Annotated in this window: 20 protein-coding genes; 5 read left to right on the top strand and 15 right to left on the bottom strand. The window is 42.4% G+C overall.

What is annotated here, in order from left to right; all coding sequences use genetic code 11:
* Genes VNZ46_RS26070 through VNZ46_RS26060 form a run of 3 tightly spaced genes read right to left on the bottom strand, consistent with a single transcriptional unit; the run spans position 1 to position 2946 of the window.
* Positions 1-1104 (bottom strand): carboxylate-amine ligase, encoded by a 1104-nt coding sequence (locus VNZ46_RS26070; protein WP_133779305.1) that lies wholly within the window; start codon positions 1102-1104, stop codon positions 1-3.
* Between the two features lie 47 nt (positions 1105-1151).
* Positions 1152-2204: a hypothetical protein gene (locus tag VNZ46_RS26065; protein WP_325564083.1), complete on the bottom strand. Its 1053-nt coding sequence runs from the start codon at positions 2202-2204 to the stop codon at positions 1152-1154.
* A gap of 37 nt (positions 2205-2241) precedes the next feature.
* Positions 2242-2946: an esterase family protein gene (locus tag VNZ46_RS26060; protein ID WP_325564081.1), complete on the bottom strand. Its 705-nt coding sequence runs from the start codon at positions 2944-2946 to the stop codon at positions 2242-2244.
* Between the two features lie 186 nt (positions 2947-3132).
* Between VNZ46_RS26060 and VNZ46_RS26055 the strand changes: the two genes are divergently transcribed.
* A complete protein-coding gene (locus VNZ46_RS26055; protein ID WP_325564079.1) occupies positions 3133-3954 on the top strand; it encodes an alpha/beta hydrolase in 822 nt (273 codons plus the stop codon).
* Here the strand turns inward: VNZ46_RS26055 and VNZ46_RS26050 are convergent.
* Positions 3941-4600, bottom strand: coding sequence for an NAD(P)H-binding protein (locus VNZ46_RS26050; protein WP_325564077.1), 660 nt, complete (start codon positions 4598-4600; stop codon positions 3941-3943). The genes VNZ46_RS26055 and VNZ46_RS26050 overlap by 14 nt on opposite strands.
* Before the next feature lie 52 nt (positions 4601-4652).
* Positions 4653-5432, bottom strand: coding sequence for a DUF1080 domain-containing protein (locus tag VNZ46_RS26045; protein WP_325564075.1), 780 nt, complete (start codon positions 5430-5432; stop codon positions 4653-4655).
* Between the two features lie 551 nt (positions 5433-5983).
* On the opposite strand from VNZ46_RS26045, the gene typA reads away from it, so the two are divergent.
* Positions 5984-7792, top strand: coding sequence for a translational GTPase TypA (typA, locus tag VNZ46_RS26040; RefSeq protein ID WP_325564073.1), 1809 nt, complete (start codon positions 5984-5986; stop codon positions 7790-7792).
* A 77-nt stretch (positions 7793-7869) separates the two neighbouring features.
* Here typA and VNZ46_RS26035 read toward each other — a convergent pair whose 3' ends face one another.
* A complete protein-coding gene (locus tag VNZ46_RS26035; protein ID WP_325564071.1) occupies positions 7870-8565 on the bottom strand; it encodes a phosphatase PAP2 family protein in 696 nt (231 codons plus the stop codon).
* A 126-nt stretch (positions 8566-8691) separates the two neighbouring features.
* Between VNZ46_RS26035 and VNZ46_RS26030 the strand changes: the two genes are divergently transcribed.
* The gene (locus VNZ46_RS26030) at positions 8692-9408 is read left to right on the top strand and encodes a 3-ketoacyl-ACP reductase (protein ID WP_325564069.1); all 717 of its coding nucleotides are present in this window, start codon (positions 8692-8694) and stop codon (positions 9406-9408) included.
* 19 nt (positions 9409-9427) lie between these two features.
* On the opposite strand, the gene VNZ46_RS26025 is transcribed toward VNZ46_RS26030, so the two are convergent.
* Entirely contained in the window at positions 9428-10177 is a 750-nt protein-coding gene (locus tag VNZ46_RS26025) for a glycosyltransferase family 2 protein (protein ID WP_325564067.1), read from the bottom strand.
* Positions 10178-10189: 12 nt separating this feature from the next.
* Complete coding sequence (locus tag VNZ46_RS26020) at positions 10190-11629, bottom strand: glycosyltransferase (RefSeq protein WP_325564065.1); 1440 nt, start codon at positions 11627-11629, stop codon at positions 10190-10192.
* 121 nt (positions 11630-11750) lie between these two features.
* Here VNZ46_RS26020 and VNZ46_RS26015 point away from each other — a divergent pair, with 121 nt between their 5' ends.
* Together VNZ46_RS26015 and VNZ46_RS26010 are read left to right on the top strand one after the other, a co-directional pair.
* The gene (locus tag VNZ46_RS26015) at positions 11751-13292 is read left to right on the top strand and encodes a rhomboid family intramembrane serine protease (protein ID WP_325564063.1); all 1542 of its coding nucleotides are present in this window, start codon (positions 11751-11753) and stop codon (positions 13290-13292) included.
* A gap of 167 nt (positions 13293-13459) precedes the next feature.
* Positions 13460-14218, top strand: a complete 759-nt coding sequence (locus VNZ46_RS26010; RefSeq protein WP_325564061.1) for a class I SAM-dependent methyltransferase — start codon at positions 13460-13462, stop codon at positions 14216-14218.
* Positions 14219-14259: 41 nt separating this feature from the next.
* Here the strand turns inward: VNZ46_RS26010 and VNZ46_RS26005 are convergent, their stop codons facing one another.
* The 7 genes from VNZ46_RS26005 to upp form a co-directional block, all read right to left on the bottom strand.
* A complete protein-coding gene (locus VNZ46_RS26005; protein ID WP_325564059.1) occupies positions 14260-15159 on the bottom strand; it encodes a glycosyltransferase in 900 nt (299 codons plus the stop codon).
* A 3-nt stretch (positions 15160-15162) separates the two neighbouring features.
* A complete protein-coding gene (locus tag VNZ46_RS26000; protein ID WP_325564057.1) occupies positions 15163-15810 on the bottom strand; it encodes an FkbM family methyltransferase in 648 nt (215 codons plus the stop codon).
* Positions 15807-17126: a flippase gene (locus VNZ46_RS25995; protein WP_325564055.1), complete on the bottom strand. Its 1320-nt coding sequence runs from the start codon at positions 17124-17126 to the stop codon at positions 15807-15809. The genes VNZ46_RS26000 and VNZ46_RS25995 overlap by 4 nt, the downstream gene beginning before the upstream one ends.
* Positions 17127-17151: 25 nt before the next feature.
* Positions 17152-17667 (bottom strand): DinB family protein, encoded by a 516-nt coding sequence (locus tag VNZ46_RS25990; protein ID WP_325564053.1) that lies wholly within the window; start codon positions 17665-17667, stop codon positions 17152-17154.
* Between the two features lies 1 nt (position 17668).
* Positions 17669-18382 (bottom strand): DUF4476 domain-containing protein, encoded by a 714-nt coding sequence (locus VNZ46_RS25985; RefSeq protein WP_325564050.1) that lies wholly within the window; start codon positions 18380-18382, stop codon positions 17669-17671.
* 58 nt (positions 18383-18440) lie between these two features.
* Positions 18441-19130 (bottom strand): YjjG family noncanonical pyrimidine nucleotidase, encoded by a 690-nt coding sequence (locus VNZ46_RS25980; protein ID WP_325564048.1) that lies wholly within the window; start codon positions 19128-19130, stop codon positions 18441-18443.
* 2 nt (positions 19131-19132) lie between these two features.
* Positions 19133-19583, bottom strand: a 451-nt coding sequence (upp, locus tag VNZ46_RS25975; protein ID WP_325564046.1) for a uracil phosphoribosyltransferase, incomplete at its 5' end; no start/stop codon positions are given.

Here is a 19583-nt window from a genome sequence, read left to right as displayed (position 1 = left end):
TTATTTTGTTCCCAGGAGGGTTTGGGTGGTGATATAGTCTACTACCGATTCAAAACTGCCAGTTTGTTCGTATACCGCCAGTTGCCGGTCTGCGCCGGTTCCATTCTGTAAGATCTTATGGACATAGTTCAAGTCTTCCCTGCAGCCCAGTTCGTCCACTACATCGTCTACAAAGTCCAGAAGTTCCAAGACCAGGTTGCGACAGTTCACCTCCATTTCTTTTCCAAAGTCGATCAGGTTGCCGTCTATACCATAACGGGCAGCCCGCCATTTGTTCTCATTGATAAGAGCTCTGGAGTAACTGATAAATTTCATGTTTTGCAGTCTGAGTTTGTAGAGTTTGGCACAAAGTGCCTGGAACAGGGCTGTAAAAGCCATGGTTTCATCGACCAGCATCGGGCAGTCACAAATCCTGAACTCAATGGTTTCGAAGAAAGGGTGAACCCGGATGTCCCACCAGATTTTCTTGGCGTTGTCTATGCTGTTGGTTTTGATGAGCAGTTTTACATAATTGTCATAATCTTCAATGCTGTTGAAAATATCGGGGATTCCTGTACGGGGAAATTTATCAAAAACTTTGGTTCTGAAAGACTTATATCCTGTGTTTCTGCCTTCCCAGAATGGAGAATTGGCAGACAAGGCAAAGACATGCGGTAGAAAATATCGTACCTGATTGGCAATATGTATGGCCAGCTCCCGGGATTGAAAACCTACATGTACGTGCAGGCCAAAGATCAGGTTAGAACGGGCAGCTTCCTGCAGTTCATTTACAATTTCGCTGTAACGTGGGTGTTCAGTAATCAGCTGTTTCTCCCAGTGGGAAAAGGGATGTGTTCCCGAGGCTCCGATCCGCAGACCCTGTTCTCCGGCCAGCTGGGAAACGGTATGTCTCAACTGGGTGATTTCCTCCCTGGCCTGGCTGGTGTTCCTGCAAATTCCGGTCCCAACTTCTACTACAGCCTGGTGCATTTCAGCCTTAACCTGATCTTTATGTATTTTTTGAGCTGCTTCTACAATTTTTTGGTCATGAGAAGTCAGCTCGCGGGTAACAGGATCAATGACCATGTACTCTTCTTCTATTCCCAGTGTGAAATCATTCATCATTATATTTGGTATTTCTATAGGTGTTTATCTGGTTTGCCTTTATTGGCTTATTTTGTTTTTTTAACCGGAGCTTTCTTTGCTGGAGCTGGTTTTGCTTTTTCCTGGACAAGGGGTTTGCCTGCCGGAGTTGCAGTTTTTTTGGGGGCAACCAGTGGTTTTCCTGCTGCTGAAGTCTTAATGTATTCGCCCCATGTCAGGTTATCCTGATCTGTTTTGTGTGCTTGGGCTCTTTCAATGGCATATTTTGCAGCATGTTCTACGACCCAGTCAAAATTCTCCTGTCCGACACTGGTCACTTCGGCATCCGGGGCCGGATTACAGAAATCTATAGCATAAGGGATACCGTCTCTCACCGCAAATTCTACGGTATTGAAGTCGTATCCCAGGTATTGGTTCAATTTAATCACATAATCGTGTATGGTTTTTAGCAATTTTTCGCTGGAAGGAGGGGTGTTTACGGAGTAGCGCAAATGAAAAGGGTTTCTCGGCTCGTACTGCATGATGCGTACATACTTCCCTCCAATACAGTAGCACCGGTAATATTCATCAAAAATGATCTCTTCCTGGAGCATCATTACCGTTTGTTTAGTTTGGCTGTGTTTGTCAAAAAAGTCTTCTTTGTCGTGAAGCTTATAAACCTCTTTCCATCCGCCACCGTCAAAAGGTTTCATATAGGCTGGAAAACCAGTGTAATCAAATATGGTATTCCAGTCCATGGGATATGCCAGATTACTGAAGGACTGTTCTGAAGTATCATCGGGATGTTCCTTTGAAGGGATCAAGGCTGTTTTGGGTACTGGGATGCCGAGTTTTACGGCCAGGGCATTGTTGAAGAATTTCTCGTCTGCACTCCACCAAAACGGATTGTTGATGACGGCAGTTCCGGTAATGGCTGCGTTTTTTAAGGCGGCCCTGTAAAATGGAACATCCTGGGATATACGGTCGATAATGACGGCGTAATCCAGGGGTTCAGCCTGGAATATTTTATCGATACTTACAAATTCTGCACGGATATCTTTGCCGGCAATTTGGTTAACTCGTTTTACGAAAGCTTCCGGAAAAGATCTTTCTTTACCGAACAGGATGCCTATTTTCTTCATAAATATATCGTTTTTAAATGCTGTTTGTATGTGTTTTTTAAAGTTGTCCAAGGTATTCGGGAAACATTTGCCGCCAGATGACCCAGTCATGATCTGCGTTGTGACGAATGTCCAGCCAGTGGTTCATCCCTTTGCGGCTTAATATTTCAGACAACCTTTCGTTGTCGTGCCGGCAAATATCCCTGTCGGCGGCACCCAAAACGACTTTCATATCCCAGAGTGCGGCACTCTGATCGTTCGGTAGAAAATCAATAGGGTTGTTGTAATAGAAATCGCCGTTGTAAAAGCCGTCCATTTGCCCTCTGAGATCAAAAGCACCACTCATACTGAATAAATGACTGACCAGCCAGGGATGCCGGAAGGCAAAGTTTGCGGCATGGTAACCCCCAAAACTGCATCCGGCAGTAATGATCTTTTCAAATCCGGTTTCCTGTCTGGCACGGGGCGCTACTTCTTCCAGCAGCATTTTATCGTACCAGATGTGGTTCTTTACCCGGTCGGCCGGATGAATGCTTTTGTTGTACCAGCTGAGGTCGTCAATTCCGTCAGGACAATAAATCTTAACTTTTCCTTCCTCAATTAAATGCCTTGCGGATTCGATAAGTTTAAAATCCTTGTTCTCATAATAACGTCCCTTGCTTGTAGGGAATAGTACGATGGGGTAACCGCCATGGCCAAAAGTGAGCATTTCGAAATCTGCACTCAGGTTTGGGCTATACCACTTTATATAGTCTTCTTGCATAAATCGAAAATTTAGGTGCTAAAAGGTAAGAAAGAACCTTTTTATAAACAAGTATTTAAGGGTGTTTTCTTACTATAAATCTGTGTTTTAAGTAAAAAAACAGAAGTGTTATCTCAAAATTTATACAGATTAATATCTTTGCGAAAAATTTTTGTGAAAGGGAATTGCTGAATTATGTATACAACCATGTTATCATCTGAAATTATCAAATCAACGCATCGCATTAAATCGCTCCATCTAAACAGAACAGTGGAACTGGAGATGTACAGTCCCGATGAGCTGATGGGGAATGAAGAAGTGAATCTGTTGTTGTTAAATGATGGCCAGGAATCGGAAGCGATGCAAGTTCAGGATGCACTTTCTCAATTGTATACTTCTGGTAAAATTGAACCGCTGATTGTTGTTGCCATTAAGGCTTCAGAAGATCGTGTTCAGGAATATGGTGTTGCCGGTGTTCCTGATTTCCTTGGGAGAGGGGCGAAAGCGGATAAGTATACCGCTTTTATTACCAATGAGTTACTTCCTTTTGTGCAGGCTGAAGTGTCTGTTCCTGTAAATGGTAAACGGGCTTTTGCTGGTTTTTCCCTGGGTGGCTTGTCTGCATTTGATATCGTTTGGAACAATGATAACTTATTTGATGTAGCCGGGGTATTTTCTGGATCTTTCTGGTGGCGGAAAAAAGACCTGAAAGATGGTTACCGGGATGATCAGGACAGGATTTTGCATGAAATGATCAGAACCACAACAGGAAAACCCGAAGCCCAGTTCTGGCTGATGACCGGTACGGATGATGAAACGGCTGACCGGAACCGGAATTTTATTATAGATTCTATCGATGATACTGTTGATGTGATCAAGGAATTGATGGCAAAAAGCTATAAGCGGCCTGAGGATATCTTTTATTATGAGATGGTGGGCGGAAAGCATGAAGTGGCCACCTGGGCAAAAGCATTGCCTGCATTTCTGACCTGGGCATTTCCAAGAAAACCGAGGTTTACGAACCTATAGTTTCTATCTGTTCAGAGGTATAGGTATAGATGCCTTTATGCTCTTCTGTTGACTTCAGGAACATGGCCATGGCCACTTTGCTGACCTTAATGCTCCTGTATTTTTTCAGCGGACCAATAAGCAGAGGGTTAAGGACGCGCATGATCCTGATCATGGTGAGTTCTCCAAAACGGCTTTCTTTTCTATCTCCATCCAACAAGGAAGGCTGATAGATGTGAATAGCTTTGAATGGAACGGCTTTGATCTCGTGCTCGGCTTCCCCCTTTAGTTTAGAATAGAAAATGGAAGAATTCCTGTTGGCCCCCAAGGCTGATACCAGATGATATTGTTCTGCGCCGTTGGATTGCGCCATCCAGGCCACATCTACCGGGTATTGAAGATCAATTTTTCTGTATTGAGCAGGGTCTGGGGTTTTACTCTTGGTGGTACCTAAACAGCAAAACACCACATTGCCTTTGATTTCATGCGCATATTGATTTAAAAGCTCAAAGTCTACAACCAGCTGACGGAGTTTCGGATGTTGTATATCCAATTCTTTCCGGACCAGGATCAATACCTGTTCGTAAGTGCTGCTGTTGAGCAGCAGAGAAAGAAGATGTGTGCCAATGAGTCCGCTTGCGCCTAAGAGAATTGCTTTTTTGCCCATATGTTGAATAACAATGTAGACCGGGAGAAGTTTTCCTCCCCCGGAAAAACAATTAGAGTTCTCTTACCCAGATATTGCGGAAACTCAGCGGTTCGCTTTTGTCTCCATGTGCCTGTAATTTGATAGGTGATGGGCCATGTGCTTTTCTGTATGCAGGTAAGCCAACGTATTGGGTCGGGCCTTTCAATTCGAAATTATTTTGTACAATGATTCCGTTAAACAGTACGGTAACCTTTGCTGGTGATTTCAATGAGCTGTCTGCATTAAAAACAGGGGCTGTCCAGATCACATCATAGGTTTGCCATTCGCCAGGTTTCCTGGCTGCATTGAACATTGGTGTAGTTTGTTTGTAGATACTGCCGGCCATTCCATTTGTATAGGTTTTATTGTTGTAGGAATCCAGGATTTGCAGTTCATAACCCAAATCTCCTTTGCCTATAGAGGCGAGGAATAGTCCGCTATTGCCTCTTAGCTGGCCTTCTCCGGTGATGTTCGCAGGAACTCTCCATTCCAGGTGCAGTTGGTAATTGCCAAAGGATTGTTTGGTTTCAATATTTCCTGTTTTCTTGTCTACTGTTAAAATACCTCCTGAAACTTTCCATTTGGCTGGCTGGGAACGATCGTCTGTCATGACCCATTGATCAAGGTTTGTGCCATCAAAAAGAACAATGGCATCGGATGGCGCGTCTGAATTTATTTTTCCTGGTGTTACGACTTTGGGTACCGGGGTGTAAAACTCTGTGTCTTCGTGTTTGGCTCCCTGTGCGGTTGCCATGGATACACAACCCGAAATAAGGAGCGCAGCACTGAAAAAGGATTTTTTTGCATTCATAACTGTTAAATGTAATTAGCTAGACAATATAAGAGTTTTGAAGATAAAAGCTGTTTGAAAAAATCAATATACTCTTCGAGGACTGGACTCCTTGCCTCGCTTCGCTCTTGTGGCAAGACGCCCTGAGGTCCTCTCGGAGTAATATTGATTTTTATAGGGCGCTTAATTGGGGGGAGTCCGGGTATGGCGCAGAAAAGGTTATGCAATTTGTTCTTATCTTTTGGCTGCTACGGATATATTAATTACAGAAGACGTAGGTGTTATTACAAAAATTATTACTATAAATTGAAGCATTGCGCTATCCCGTTTCCAGTTTTGGCTTATCCAATTGACTCCTTTCCCGGACACCCCGCCCGGTTATGCGCCCAAAAAAATAATATTACTCCGAGAGGACCTCAGGGCGCCTTGCCACAAGAGCGAAGCGGGGTAAGGAGTCCAGTCCTCGAAGAGTATATTATTTTTTATCAGCAATTCCTTTATTATATACCTAGTTAATAGGCTGATATATCGATTAAAAATCATATCTTTGCGCCAAATTTAGGGCGCATTATATGCAAAAAATAAGAAATATAGCTATCATAGCACACGTTGACCACGGTAAAACTACGCTGGTTGATAAGATTTTACACACTTGTTCTATTTTTCGTGATAACGAACAAACAGGTGATTTAATACTTGATAACAACGATCTTGAGCGTGAACGGGGAATTACTATTGTTTCCAAAAACGTTTCAGTAAGATACAAAGACTATAAAATCAATATTATTGATACTCCTGGTCACGCGGATTTTGGCGGTGAGGTAGAACGTGTATTGAAAATGGCTGATGGTGTTCTTTTATTATGCGATGCTTTTGAAGGTGCAATGCCTCAAACCCGTTTCGTTACTCAGAAAGCACTTGCATTGGGATTAAAACCAATTGTAGTTGTAAACAAAGTAGATAAAGAAAACTGTCGTCCGGAAGAGGTTTATGAGCAGATCTTTGAATTGTTCTTTAACCTGGCGGCTACCGAAGAGCAGCTTGATTTCCCTGTGATCTATGGTTCATCTAAACAAGGATGGATGAGCACAGACTATACCAAGCCGACTACTGATATTTTCCCTCTTTTAGATGCGGTAGTAGAGCATATCCCTGCAGCACCGATCAATGAAGGTACTTTACAGATGCAAATCACTTCTTTAGATTATTCTTCTTTCGTAGGTCGTATTGCTATTGGTCGTGTTCACCGCGGTACAATCAGAGAAAACCAGCCGGTTACTTTGATTAAACGTGATGGCAAGATGGTGAAATCAAGAGTAAAAGAACTATACGTTTTTGAAGGTCTTGGAAAAATCCGTGCACAGGAAGTAAGTTCAGGAGATATCTGCGCTGTTGTAGGTATTGACGGTTTCGAAATTGGTGATACTATTGCTGATTTTGATGCACCAGAACAATTACCTGTAATCAAAATTGATGAGCCGACAATGAACATGTTGTTTACCATCAATAACTCTCCTTTCTTCGGTAAAGAAGGTAAATTTGTGACTTCTCAGCGTATTAAAGAACGTTTGTACAAAGAGATGGAGAAAAACCTTGCCTTAAAGGTTGTGGAAACGGAATCTCCGGATTCTTATCTGGTTTACGGAAGGGGTATTCTGCATTTATCTGTTTTGATCGAGACCATGCGTCGCGAAGGATATGAAATCCAGGTAGGTCAGCCACAGGTAATCGTTAAAGAAATTGACGGTAAAAAATGTGAGCCGGTGGAGACCCTGATTGTTGATGTACCGGGTGAAGTTGCCGGAAAGGTAATTGAACTGGTGACACAACGTAAAGGTGAATTGCTGATCATGGAGCCAAAAGGTGATTTACAACATTTGGAATTCGAAATTCCATCACGTGGAATCATTGGATTAAGAAACAATGTATTGACTGCAACAGCAGGAGAAGCAATTATGGCACACCGTTTTAAATCTTACGAGCCTTGGAAAGGTGTAATTCCTGGAAGGTTAAATGGTGTACTGGTTTCTATGGATAAAGGTACTACTACGGCTTATTCTATTGATAAATTGCAGGATCGCGGTCGTTTCTTTGTTGATCCGGGCGTAGACATTTACGAAGGTCAGATCCTGGGTGAGCACATCCGTGACAACGATTTAGTTGTAAATATTGTTAAAGGTAAAGCCTTGACTAACATGCGTGCTTCTGGTACGGATGACAACACACGTATTGCACCAGCAATTAAATTCTCATTGGAAGAGGCTATGGAGTATATCCAGGCTGATGAGTATATCGAAATTACTCCGGTAAGTATGCGTTTACGTAAGATCTACCTGACAGAAAATGAGCGTAAGATCAATGCTAAAAAATTCCAGTCTTAATTTCTAAGACGGATTTAAATATAAAAAATCCTGGTGGCATGGCCATCAGGATTTTTTTTTGCCGGATGGTAGCGGTTTTAGAAAATGCTGTTCTTTAAAGCTGTATGACTTGCTTTCGATTGGCTTTTCCGCCATTTTTTGACTGCTTTCAGAACCTTAACATGGTAAACCACGTGGTAGCTCAGCATACCAAAGAAGACCCCAACACACATACCTGCCAGTACATCGACGGGGAAATGCTGCGCCAGGTAGATCCGGGAATAACCAACCAATATGGCGCCCAGCAGGCAGGGGATAGAGATTCTGTTCTTTTTATAAACAAGAACAAGTACGGTAGCCAGGGCAAAAGCAGTTGTGGTATGGCCTGATGGAAATGAATTAGAGCTGTACAAACTCATTTGGTTCATAAAAGCCGGGGTATTCAGCCCTTCTGTTTGGAAATAAAGCTTTGGCCTGGGCTGATGAAAGATGATCTTCAGCAAAGAAGCCATCATTCCTGAACTCAGGAAAGCGACAAATAGAGTAATGGCTTTTTTTCTCTTGTTGCGGATCAGCAACAGTATAATAACCGCGAGACAGGTAAGTCCATCTCCCAGATTGGTATAGACCATAAAGAAGAGGTCCAGCCAACTGGTATGGAATGGATTGAGAAGTGTAAAGCCCTCTTCTTTGGTATGAAGAAAGATGAAAAGGGAAGAGGCCAGTGCAAAGGCCAGCGCTAGCAGAAAATAATAAGGGAGGCTCCAGAGTTTTTTGAAAAGTGGGGGTGGCATTAAAATATCTTTTCATGTAAAAGTATTGAGCCTATGTGAATAGTGAGTTAAACAATTGTCAAGCTTAGCCTGTAATTCTGATATCAAATATTATCTTTTTAGCTTTGAGTTTAAATATTGAATGCTATGGAATCATTACAAGGAAGAAACGCGCTGATTACTGGAGCGGGTAAAGGAATAGGTAGGGCGTTGGCTATCGAATTGGCTAAAGAAGGTGTACATGTTGGTCTGGTAGCCCGCACAAAGGCAGATCTGGATAAAGTGGCAGAGGAATTAAGTGCCTGGCCGGTGAAGGTGGTGACAGCGATAGCAGACGTTTCGAATATCGCAGAGGTAAATGCTGCCGTTGCTGAAATAAAAGCTGGATTAGGGACAGTAGATATTTTAATAAACAATGCAGGCATTAGCAGCTTTGGGTCTTTCATGGAACTTGAGCCGGAACGCTGGGAGCAGATCGTGAAAGTGAATTTATTTGGGCCTTATTATGTTACACGTGCCGTATTGCCAGATATGATCAACAGAAAAACGGGCGATATTGTGAACATCTCCTCTACAGCAGGTAAAAATGGTGCTGCGGTAACCAGTGCCTATAGTGCTTCTAAATTTGCATTGATTGGAATGTCTGAGTCTTTAATGCAGGAAGTAAGAAAACATAATATACGGGTAACGACATTAACCCCAAGCACCATTGCTACGGATATGGCAAAAGACTTGAAACTCACCGACGGTAATCCTGACCGCGTGATGCAACCGGAAGATTTTGCAGAACTGATTGTTGCTCAATTGAAGCTGAACAGAAGGGTATTTGTTAAAGAGGCTGGGCTCTGGTCTACAAATCCATAGAATTTATATCGCCGCAGGACTAGTCATTGGTTCTGCGGTGTTTGATAAAGTAACCCGTCAGGTTCAGGGCGATCAGAAAATGATGGAATAGATTAGGGATCAGACCGTAGTACTTACTGAAGATCCTGAAACGTTCCTTCAGGCTATCCAGGTGTTTTTTCTTGGAAACACCGCCAACCAGATATTTCGCGACATAGCGGTGTGTGTTTATGGTAAGCTTTGCTTTTTTTGCTGCTTTAATGATCCAGTCTATATCAGAGCTGTATTTATATTGAAGGTCATAAGGCTCGGTCAGACTCTTTTTAATATAAATGGCCTGGTGGCTGATGTTCATTCCATATCTGAAACTTTTCCAGTTGAAATTTTCAGGAACCTGATGCCGTCTTCTGCCCAGGCTTTCCCAGTTTTCGTTATACATTTCTGTCTCACCATAATAGATATCCGCATGTTCTGCAGTGCTGAATACAGCAGCTACAGTATTTTCATCATAGATCTCATCTCCGGAATTCATGAATAGAACATAATCGCCGCTTGCAAGCGCCAGGCCTTTGTTCATCGCATCATAAATACCTCTGTCTTTTTCAGACAGCACTTTAGATAATTGGGATCTATAGCTGTTGATCACTTCGAGCGTTCCATCTGTAGATGCGCCATCTATGACTATATACTCTATGTTTGTATAGGTTTGATGTAATACAGAAAGCATCGTGCGTTCTATGTCCTTTACATTATTGTATACGATCGTAATAACGGTTAACTTAGGTTGCATGCAGGTTTTAGATCAGCGCGGCTGTAAATTGATAAGAGATTGGTACAAAAGTAAGTGTTTTTCGGCAATAACGGCTGGAGAAAACTGCGTCAGAATTGTTCTGCGTGCCTCTTTTTGAATTTCTTCCTGATTTTTGTGGAGGTACAACCACTCCATGCCGTTGGCCAGGTCTTCTGAAGATTGATAGTCGGCGAGATAGCCGTTCTCCAGATGTTTCACCATATCCGGGATACCGCCCGTTTTAAAAGCAATAACGGGTGTTGCACAGGAAAGACTTTCCATAACTGTATTGGGAAGGTTGTCTTCAAGTGAGGGTGTAAGGAAGGCATCTGCTGCAGAATAACATTTTGCCAGGTGCTCATCGTTACTAATGGTACCTAAAAAAGTGGTTTTAAACGGGAATTCAGGCATTTCTGCATTTTCCTTATTCCCAAAAATCACCAGTTCGATATCTTCTTTACGAATACCTGGTCTTTTAGAAAAGCTGTTTAATGCCTCTACCAGGTAAGAGGTGCCTTTGTGTTTGTCATTTTTAGAGGGCATAAAACCACTCATTAAAACGAATTTTTCGGGGGCAATTTTTAAGATCTTTTTCGCTTCTGTTTTAACATAGGGCTTAAAGATGGTTGTTTCTATGGTGTTTGGTATAACGTCTATAGGTCTTGCCCCCATTAAACTACTGATTCTTACAGATTCGGCCATCCAGTTACTGGGCGCTACAACATGATAGTTCAGGTTCGAATAGGCTTTCTTCTTGCGGAGCCAGTTCTTATGGGAAAAATCATTTTCTCCGCTAAATTTTAGCAAGGGGCAATGACCGCATTGCTGGTGGTAGTTTTCGCAGGCATATCGTACATGGCAGCCTCCTGTGAAAGCATTGCTGTCATGAAAAGTCCACACAATTGGTTTGTCCAGGTCGTCGATTTGTGCAAGCAGCTTTGGTGTGAGAAAGCCATGGTTGATCCAGTGCAGGTGGATGATGTCTGCCTCTTTTAATATCCGGTTTCTCACAATAGACCGTCCAAACCACTGCAGCGAGAACGGGGTTTTTAAGGCTTTGGAAAAGAATTTAGAAAGGTACCGTTCTGAAAGGATGTTAAATATGGCAATGGCCTTTTGCAGGGGCGATTTACTAAAAGTTTTCGTTTTAGTGCTTTCATTGAACTGAAAATAGACCATGACCTCAGATTGGACACCAGCTGTATTTAAAGCGTCACTTAACCTCAGGCATGCCCTGCCTGCGCCTCCATTTCCTTCGTAAGTGTTTATATGTAATACTTTCAATTGCCCCAAAGATAAAACTGCCCGCGTATGCTGAACATGGTTAAAAAATAGCTTCCGGGCGAAAAATACATAATATTGCTTAGTTTTCTTCAAATTGTTGTGTAATTTCAATTCTGATAATACAATAACGCTCGGTTCAGGGAAACTTCTGATGAGTTTTCTTTCCAAATAGAAATCTGACTGTTCAGATGAATTATTGTTTATTTTAATGGGAATATTTTAATTTATAGTTTTTGTCTATGAATGTTATTGTTGCGCCTCTTAGGGGCTTTTTTTCTGTTCAGAACTGATGGGTGCCTGGAAGTGGGGTTATTCTCCGAAAGTGGAGAAATTTATACCGCTCGGTAGTTTTTCTGCAGACAGGTATTTGATTATCGCTACGCGTGTGATTGAAAATCTCGGCTGGAAGCTGAGCCATGTTTCTGCAACAGGAATTATCGCTTATACCAATATCTCTTTTCAATCTTATAGTGAGGAGGTATCTATACGGATAAATTCAAATTTTGCGCTGTTCAAAAGCGAGTGCATAGGCGTGCAGATGCTGTTTACCGATTACGGGAAAAACGAGCAGAATATGGAGCGCTTCTTCAATGAGTTTGAATATGTTGAATATCATCTGGAAGGCATTTGGGAACAGGAAATTGATGTTTTTGAGCAATTGAAGGCTACGCAGGATGATTCTTATTTTGAAAGGGCACCACTGGTCAATAAGGATAAGATCAAAAATGTTTTGTATTTGTTCTATCCGCAGAAAGGATATCGGGTTACTCCGGTGATTGTATTGATCAATATCTTTTTCTGGTTATTCTGTGTCGTCTTTTTGAATATTGCAATTGTACTATACATCCGTGGGAAACTGGGACAGCAGGGTGACGTTTTTCAATTGCAGAGTTTATACCTGAAACTGGGGGCTAATTCCAGAGCTCTGGTGCTTAAGGGAGAATGGTGGCGGCTGCTTACGCAACAATTTATGCATTTTTCCTTCTTTCATCTTTTTTTTAATATGTATGCGCTGATTTATATCGGCTTGATGGTAGAGCCTAAACTGGGAAGTACAAAGACATTGGTTGTTTATATTTTGAGTGGTGTCTGTGGTGGAATTTTGAGCGTAGGCATGCATACGACCGGAATAATGGGGGGTGCATCGGGGCCTATTTTAGGAATGTTTGGCGCACTCCTGGCACTCATGCTTTGCAAAGCTTTCGAAAAAAATGCGAATAAAGCCTTGTTTATAAGTACGGCCATCCTGGTGGCTTATATGTTGATTAATGGTGCATTCACTCGTCGGGTGGATAATGCAGCACATATTGGAGGACTGATTTCTGGCTTTGTGATTTGTTATCTTTTGTATAATGAACGGCCGTTTCGCGTGGGGATGCCTGTTGCTGTTCGTTATATGGTTTCAATTTTACTTGTTGTTCTGACTGCAGGGTTGTCTATTTTATGGATGCCAAACTACCAGCAGAAAGAATTTGAAAAACTCCAGGGTGATTTTTTGGAGAACTCAAGGGCTTTTAACCAGGTATATTATATCGAACGATCTTTTCCGAAGGTGCAGAAACTTCAGATCATTCAATCTTCCGGTCTGGATAAATGGAAGGCGAATCAGCACATTGTTAAACAAATGGAGCAGTTGGTACTGGATGAAAAATATCAGTTACGGCGGCGCTACAATTCGAAAATGGCAGAAAAAGGATACCTGCTGGCCAGTTTAATGTACAAGCAAACAGAGGCAGGGAATAAGCAGTATCAACGGGAGATCACTGCAATCATGACAGAAATGAGCGAACTTGGTGAAGAACTCCGGGTAAGGTTGGAGAAAATCGAATAGTGCTGGTTCCGGTAACTTAAATCTAAATATCAGTATATTTAGACCCTTGAAAAAAATATTACTGATACATTTGCTGAACCGCGAAGATGAGGGAGTGAAAATGGGCGTGCTGCGGAAAATTTTGGTCGCATATGATAAATCATAACCGTTAAAAAAATTATATACTGATGAACAACCTGTTAACAGACAGAGAATTTTGGGTGAATTATTGGGAAAGCAAGACAGATCTCTCTGTTAATATTCCTGAAAATTATTTATTTAGCAAAGAGCTTAAGGACGTTGTGCAAAAGCAAGGCTTAAAAAGTGCGATTGAACTGGGCGGTTTCCCGGGTTATTATGCAGTTTTTTTGAAGAAATATCTTCATTTAGAGGTGACCTTACTGGATTATTTTGTTCATCCACCCATTACCAATGAGTTGTTGCAGAGTAACGGACTGGAGGAAAGCGATATCCATATCATTGAAACCGATCTGTTTAAATACGTCCCTGAACAAAAATACGATCTTGTTTTATCCTGCGGACTGATTGAACATTTTAAAGATACGGCTGATATCGTTAACCGGCATATTGCTTTTTTAAAGCCAGGAGGGACCTTGTTTATTACCTTGCCTAATTTCAACGCTGTGAATGGATGGTTTCAAAGGAAATTTGACAAAGACAATTACGATAAACATAATATTGACTGCATGGACCCGGAATTGTTGGCCGGTATTTGCCGGGCTGCTGGGCTGGAACAGGTAGAATCGGCATATTATGGCCATTTTAGCTTATGGCTTGAAAATGAAAAACAAAGATCATTCGCTGTCCGAATGTTTAAAAAAATACTTTGGACAGGTGGGAAGGTGCTTACAAAGGTCTTTCCTTTTAACTCCAGACAGCTTTCTCCTTATATTGTTTTGCAGGCGAAAAAAAGCGGGATTTTATAGTTCCGGAGTAGTTGTGGGTAGATAAATGCTTAAAAAGCAAATCAGCCCAGCTTTTCTTTGATCAGTCGTTTAATGCGCTGCCATAGACTTCCTTTTCTATTAGAGAGGAAATATTTAATGGCTTCATAAGCTTCCGGGTTCTCTTTGATCTCTGTTGGAAAGGCTTTTACCGGTTTTGGATTGATCACCACATTATAGATGTCGTTGATGCCGGAATGGATGCCAGAGCCGTCATGTCCTATATTGTTGACCAGGGATTGTGCAGGATTTAAAGTTAAGCCACCTTTCAGGAAGATTGATGCATACCAGCGGATAGCCCATGAATTATTTCTGCCCTTTTTAAAGTCCTGCATTTGCTTCCAGAAATTCATGGTCTTCTCAATGGAGAAGGCATTTCTTTTAGGGGCGTCAAATTGCTTCAGCAGTACATCGATATTGGGTTCGAAATGTTGCCAGGCCCGCTCCCAGGTTGCCCAGCCCCAGCTGGTTGCAGCACGGTAAAAGAAAGATTCCGGTAATTGCTTATCCTTTAAAGGATACATGTAAGCACCAATATGCATCACCTTTTCTTCTTTTCTGTATAGGTTGAGTGCTTCGTTAAAATAAGTGAGGGTATGCGGAGAGCTGATCAGGTCATCTTCAAAGACAATGATTTGTCCGTAGTCTTTAACCAGCCGGCTTACTCCGGCGATTATTGAATTGGCCAGGCCCATATTCTCTTTCCGTTCGATGATCTCTACGGAACGGAAACCGTCGACAGTTTTTAGAAAATCCCTTAGCTCTTGTACCTTTTCCTGATCTGAGGGAGTTTTGGGTCCGTCAGAAAAAATAAACAGCCGGCTTTCTGCGGCCAGCTCATTCTGCTGCAAAAACTTAAGCGTACGTTCTGTATGCTTAGGCCGGTTGTAAACAAACAGGGCTATGGGGGCGAGATGCTGCATTTTCTAGATATCCAAACAGTTTTCGGTACGGTAAAAAACAGAGGTCGCTTTCAGGTAGAACAGTCCTGGCGAGATACCAGAGAAAGAAAGTTCTTTGAACTGATTTTCTTTCAGAAAGCTCCGGGCTTGTTCGTATTCCGGACGTTCAGAGTCGTCAAGAACAATTACTCCGGAAGGGCTAAGGGCCTGTATGCTTTCTATGCAGCAGTTCACCCGGTCGCGTCCGTCTACAATAATAATGTCGAACTTTGTGCCCAGGAGTCTGGCTTTTTTACTGTATTCTCCGCCTCTTTCCAGCTTGGTAAAGATCATTTCGGCATTTTGAGGTTTGGTGCCTGCAATTTTATGATACCAGCTTTCGTCATGCTCTACGGATACCACTTTACCTACACGTTGTGCATAGAACAGTGTTGAGCTCCCCGAACCATATTCAAATACCGTTTGAGATTTGTTCAGCCTGCTGGTAATAAAGTCAATAAAGGAATAAGTTACCCATGGAAGGGCTTCACCTTTGCCATCAACGGCTTGTTTGGTATCAAACGCCCTAAACCAACCAATACTGGTAAGGTAACCTTTATGGCCATAAGATAATAGAGCGGCGAGCCGGTCGGGCTTAGAAAGTAGGGTAGCTAATGCTTTAAGTTTACTCAACGTTTTATTATTTTTTGAAATGCAGAGATCAAAAATAATGATTTTAACATCATTATACCCTGCTGTCTTGTTTTAGGAATGAATAAAATATAAAAAGTAGAGACCACGCAGGCAATCAACGTCGCTATTGAAGCACCGATACCCCCGTAATGCGGAATCAGCCAAAAGTTCAGCGCGATATTGATGATGGCACCTGCGGCTGTTCTCTGAAAGGAGATCATAGTGAATCCTTCATTGATTAGGTATTGGGAACTGGCAACTCCAAAAAATACGAATATGCCAGACCAGATATGGATGCTCAGCATGGTGCCTGCTCCGATAAAACGGTTCCCGTAGAGCAGGTGGATGATATCTGTTCCAAGAAAACTGATTACAATAGCCACTGGCAGACTGATGAAGACCAGCAGGTCATACAGATTGTTGAGGCGTTTATGGTATCTTTCCGGATCTGTTTTTCGGGCAAGAATCAATGCTGGAAAAACAGAAGTGACAATGGCCATGGGAATAAAATACCAGGCCTCGCTTATTTTTGCCGCTGCACTGTAAATCCCAACTTCACCACTGCCCTCACTTTTAAGCATGACCTGGTCGATTTTCATATAGATTGTAACCATTACTGCTGTTAAAATCAATGGAAAGGATTGTTTTAATAAAGATAATGCGCGTTCGTAACGAAATGTCCATGTCGTGATTTTTAAACCCCTTTGACGATAGATTAAAACCAATCCTATAGCGAGAATGAAACCGTCAAATGTTAAGGCTGCAGCAAACCAGATCACAGGCGCCTTTATCCATACCAGAAAAATTTTAACCAGTGCGGAAAGGACCACGCAAATGTTTTGTACATGCACTACATATTTGGACTGAACCTGGGATTGAAAGTAAGAGTCTATGACATTAAAAGACTTGAAAAAAGAAGCCAGGGAAAGTAAGGCCACAATAGCCGTCAGGGGTTTGCCGGGTTGAGCTGAAAAATGGTGGAAGACCAGGTAAAGACCAATGCTGAGCGGAATAAGGATAACATTGACCCCGATACGCAACCAGAGTGAAGTGCCCAGAATTTCATCTCTTTTTTCAGGTTGGTTAATAATTTCCCGAATGATAAAGGAGTCGAGCCCCAGCGTACCCACCGCTGCAACAATTGCAGTTAGGGCATCTGCAAAACTCAGGTCTCCAAAGGATACGGGGCCTAAATAACGTACAATCAGGAAACTCACCAGCATACTGAGTATTTTGCCAAACATCAGCCAGCTGGTGTTTTTGAAATACTTGCTAAATGCGGCTTCATCAAAACCTTTAAGTCCGGGGATTCTCATTCTTGCAAAGATGTGAAAATTGCGGTTATTGGGCGAAGCTTTTCTCGATCCTGTGCAATTGTTTTAAATGGTGCTTTAAATGAACCTCAGTAAAGCGGAACCATTGCCGGGCATTGAGGTAACCCAGCCGCGGGTGTTTGGATTTAACATTGTCCCTGGCCCTGGGGATTTGTTTGTAATCGGCTTCCAGTTGTTTTTTAAATTGGCCGATCAGGTCTTGTGCTTCTTTTTTGGTGATGACTTTTGCCCTGCCCTCCAGTTGTTTAGGGATTTTGTACCGTCCAGGAGGCAAAGCGCCAAAGAAAAGAATAAGCTTTACTGCAAACGCAGTCGGCTTATCCTTTCCTTTTCCGTTTAAACAATCTTCCATAGCATGCAGTGACAAGAGGCTTGCGTCAAAAATATGTGCATATACTTCACTGTAAGACCAGCCGCCGATGGGGGGGCTGGTCTGGAACTGGACATCACTGATGCTCTGCAGCTTGTCGTTATAAGCATCTGTAATCCTTTGCAGGGAAGAGAAAATGGTGGTTGTATTCATTTTAACGGTTTGAGGGTGCATTCTTTAAAAAGTCCATCAAGCCATTCTGTCCGCTGAGGAATTTGAAGCTGTTTTTTAAAGTATAATAATTGTTCTTGTCTACAGTTACGCTGTAGGCTCTTTTTGCAATGTCCAGTCCCTGATCTTCAAAATCCAGGGAGCGAATGATTTCTCCAACCTGTTTGGTGCTGAAATAATTGTTTTTCAGGGCGATGTCTATAATCCTGATCCTGTCTTTGTCGAAGTGTTCTGCATGCACAGAGTTCATGAATTGCGTAAAATCTTCCGGGTTCATGGCATAACCCTGGTCAGGATAGCCTGGATGTACAGGAGGATAACCGGGCTGAGCATGTAGATTACCGTCCCAGTCATCAAGAAGATACTGGCCCCGGTTAAATATTGCAAGTGCTGAGCTGATCTGAAATCCACGTCTTTGAGAATAAGAGGCAATAATCCTTTTATTACCTTCCAGGCGGATGCGTTGCTTAAAGACGGGTCGGTTTTCCTGCAGTATAGTGAGCACTGGGTTTGGGTCTGAAACTTCAAAGAAGCGGAACCTGCCCTGGGAAGATCCGGCATATTCTTCATTCAGGTAAACGGTAAATTTTCCCCGGTCAGCGATTTCAAGAAACAGTTCCGAGGTCTGAGCCCTTCGCTGGGCAAAAATTGCGGTAGTTTGCAGCAGTACAGCAAGCAATAAGATGATCTTTTTCATTTGGTTTCATTTGTGTGTAGAAACCATATTACGAATCTCATACCACGTTGACAGAATTTTAGAAGTACTGGAGTAATTCTTCGAGGTGATGTATTTGCCAGTCCACATATTCCGGTGCTTCTTTCTTCAGCGGATTAAAGAAAATAGCCTTCATTCCAAAGTTCTGGGCGCCGGTAATGTCGGCTTCCAGACTGTCGCCAATCATAATGCTTTCTTCTTTTAGTGCTTCTGCTTTTTGTAAAGCATGTTCAAAAATAGCCTTGTCGGGCTTGTTAACGCCTACATCTTCGGAAATGATCACATTTTTGAAATAAGGATTCAAAGCGGAAACCTCCATTTTGGTTAGGGTACTTTCTTTGAAACCATTGGAAATGATATGAAGGCTGTATTTTTTTTGCAGGTAAGACAGTACTTTTTCTGATCCCTCAAATAAATTTGTTTTGGTTGGAGTGATCCGGACATAATCGTCCTCAAATTGCTTCGGTATATGGTCAGGGTGTATGCCCAACTGGATAAAGGTAGTGCTGAATCTTTCAGACCTAAGGGTTTCCTTGCTGATTTTGCCCACATGGTAGGCGGCCCAGAGCCGGTGGTTATTTTCTGTGTAAGTTTGAATGAACTCTTCTGTAGAAGTTAAACCGAGTGTTTGAAGCTGGTAGGTCTGATAGAGCTCCTTCAGTGTTTCTTCTGCATTTTTATCGAAATCCCAGATGGTATGATCCAGGTCAAAAAAGATATGTTTGATCATGATTAAAGTTTTGGGCCATAGGCCAGGTCACCGGCATCTCCAAGACCGGGAACGATATAGGCCTTTGTTGTCATCTCTTCATCTATTGCGCCCACCCACAGTTTAGCATGGGGAAGATTGGCCCTCACGTGGCGAATACCTTCCGCACTGGCAATGGCAGTTACGATGTGAAGTTCTTTGATGCTGAAACGGTTGAGTAATTCTTTGCAGCAGATCACCATACTCAGACCAGTAGCAAGCATAGGATCTGCAACGATCACCGTCCTGTCTGTGAGGTCTGGTGAAGAAATATATTCCATCTGGATCTCAAAATCGCCGCTTTTGTGCGTTTTTCTGAAGGCGGTAATAAAGGCAGAGTCTGCCATATCGAAGATATTCAGTAATCCCTTATGCATAGGTAGCCCTGCGCGAAGTATGGTGGCCAGCACGGGTTGTTGCACAAGTTGTTTGCTT

This window comes from Pedobacter sp. (assembly GCF_035566355.1).
GTDB lineage: Bacteria > Bacteroidota > Bacteroidia > Sphingobacteriales > Sphingobacteriaceae > Pedobacter.
The sequence above is the reverse complement of the archived record's forward strand: the minus strand, read 5'-3'. Positions and strand labels throughout refer to the sequence as shown.

What these genes read in the sequence shown, in the direction of transcription:
- VNZ46_RS26070 (WP_133779305.1), bottom strand. Translation starts at nt 1,104, where the DNA reads ATGATGAATGATTTCACACTGGGAATAGAAGAAGAGTACATGGTCATT.
- VNZ46_RS26065 (WP_325564083.1), bottom strand. Translation starts at nt 2,204, where the DNA reads ATGAAGAAAATAGGCATCCTGTTCGGTAAAGAAAGATCTTTTCCGGAA.
- VNZ46_RS26060 (WP_325564081.1), bottom strand. Translation starts at nt 2,946, where the DNA reads ATGCAAGAAGACTATATAAAGTGGTATAGCCCAAACCTGAGTGCAGAT.
- VNZ46_RS26055 (WP_325564079.1), top strand. Translation starts at nt 3,133, where the DNA reads ATGTTATCATCTGAAATTATCAAATCAACGCATCGCATTAAATCGCTC.
- VNZ46_RS26050 (WP_325564077.1), bottom strand. Translation starts at nt 4,600, where the DNA reads ATGGGCAAAAAAGCAATTCTCTTAGGCGCAAGCGGACTCATTGGCACA.
- VNZ46_RS26045 (WP_325564075.1), bottom strand. Translation starts at nt 5,432, where the DNA reads ATGAATGCAAAAAAATCCTTTTTCAGTGCTGCGCTCCTTATTTCGGGT.
- typA (WP_325564073.1), top strand. Translation starts at nt 5,984, where the DNA reads ATGCAAAAAATAAGAAATATAGCTATCATAGCACACGTTGACCACGGT.
- VNZ46_RS26035 (WP_325564071.1), bottom strand. Translation starts at nt 8,565, where the DNA reads ATGCCACCCCCACTTTTCAAAAAACTCTGGAGCCTCCCTTATTATTTT.
- VNZ46_RS26030 (WP_325564069.1), top strand. Translation starts at nt 8,692, where the DNA reads ATGGAATCATTACAAGGAAGAAACGCGCTGATTACTGGAGCGGGTAAA.
- VNZ46_RS26025 (WP_325564067.1), bottom strand. Translation starts at nt 10,177, where the DNA reads ATGCAACCTAAGTTAACCGTTATTACGATCGTATACAATAATGTAAAG.
- VNZ46_RS26015 (WP_325564063.1), top strand. Translation starts at nt 11,751, where the DNA reads ATGGGTGCCTGGAAGTGGGGTTATTCTCCGAAAGTGGAGAAATTTATA.
- VNZ46_RS26010 (WP_325564061.1), top strand. Translation starts at nt 13,460, where the DNA reads ATGAACAACCTGTTAACAGACAGAGAATTTTGGGTGAATTATTGGGAA.
- VNZ46_RS26005 (WP_325564059.1), bottom strand. Translation starts at nt 15,159, where the DNA reads ATGCAGCATCTCGCCCCCATAGCCCTGTTTGTTTACAACCGGCCTAAG.
- VNZ46_RS25995 (WP_325564055.1), bottom strand. Translation starts at nt 17,126, where the DNA reads ATGAGAATCCCCGGACTTAAAGGTTTTGATGAAGCCGCATTTAGCAAG.
- VNZ46_RS25990 (WP_325564053.1), bottom strand. Translation starts at nt 17,667, where the DNA reads ATGAATACAACCACCATTTTCTCTTCCCTGCAAAGGATTACAGATGCT.
- VNZ46_RS25985 (WP_325564050.1), bottom strand. Translation starts at nt 18,382, where the DNA reads ATGAAAAAGATCATCTTATTGCTTGCTGTACTGCTGCAAACTACCGCA.
- VNZ46_RS25980 (WP_325564048.1), bottom strand. Translation starts at nt 19,130, where the DNA reads ATGATCAAACATATCTTTTTTGACCTGGATCATACCATCTGGGATTTC.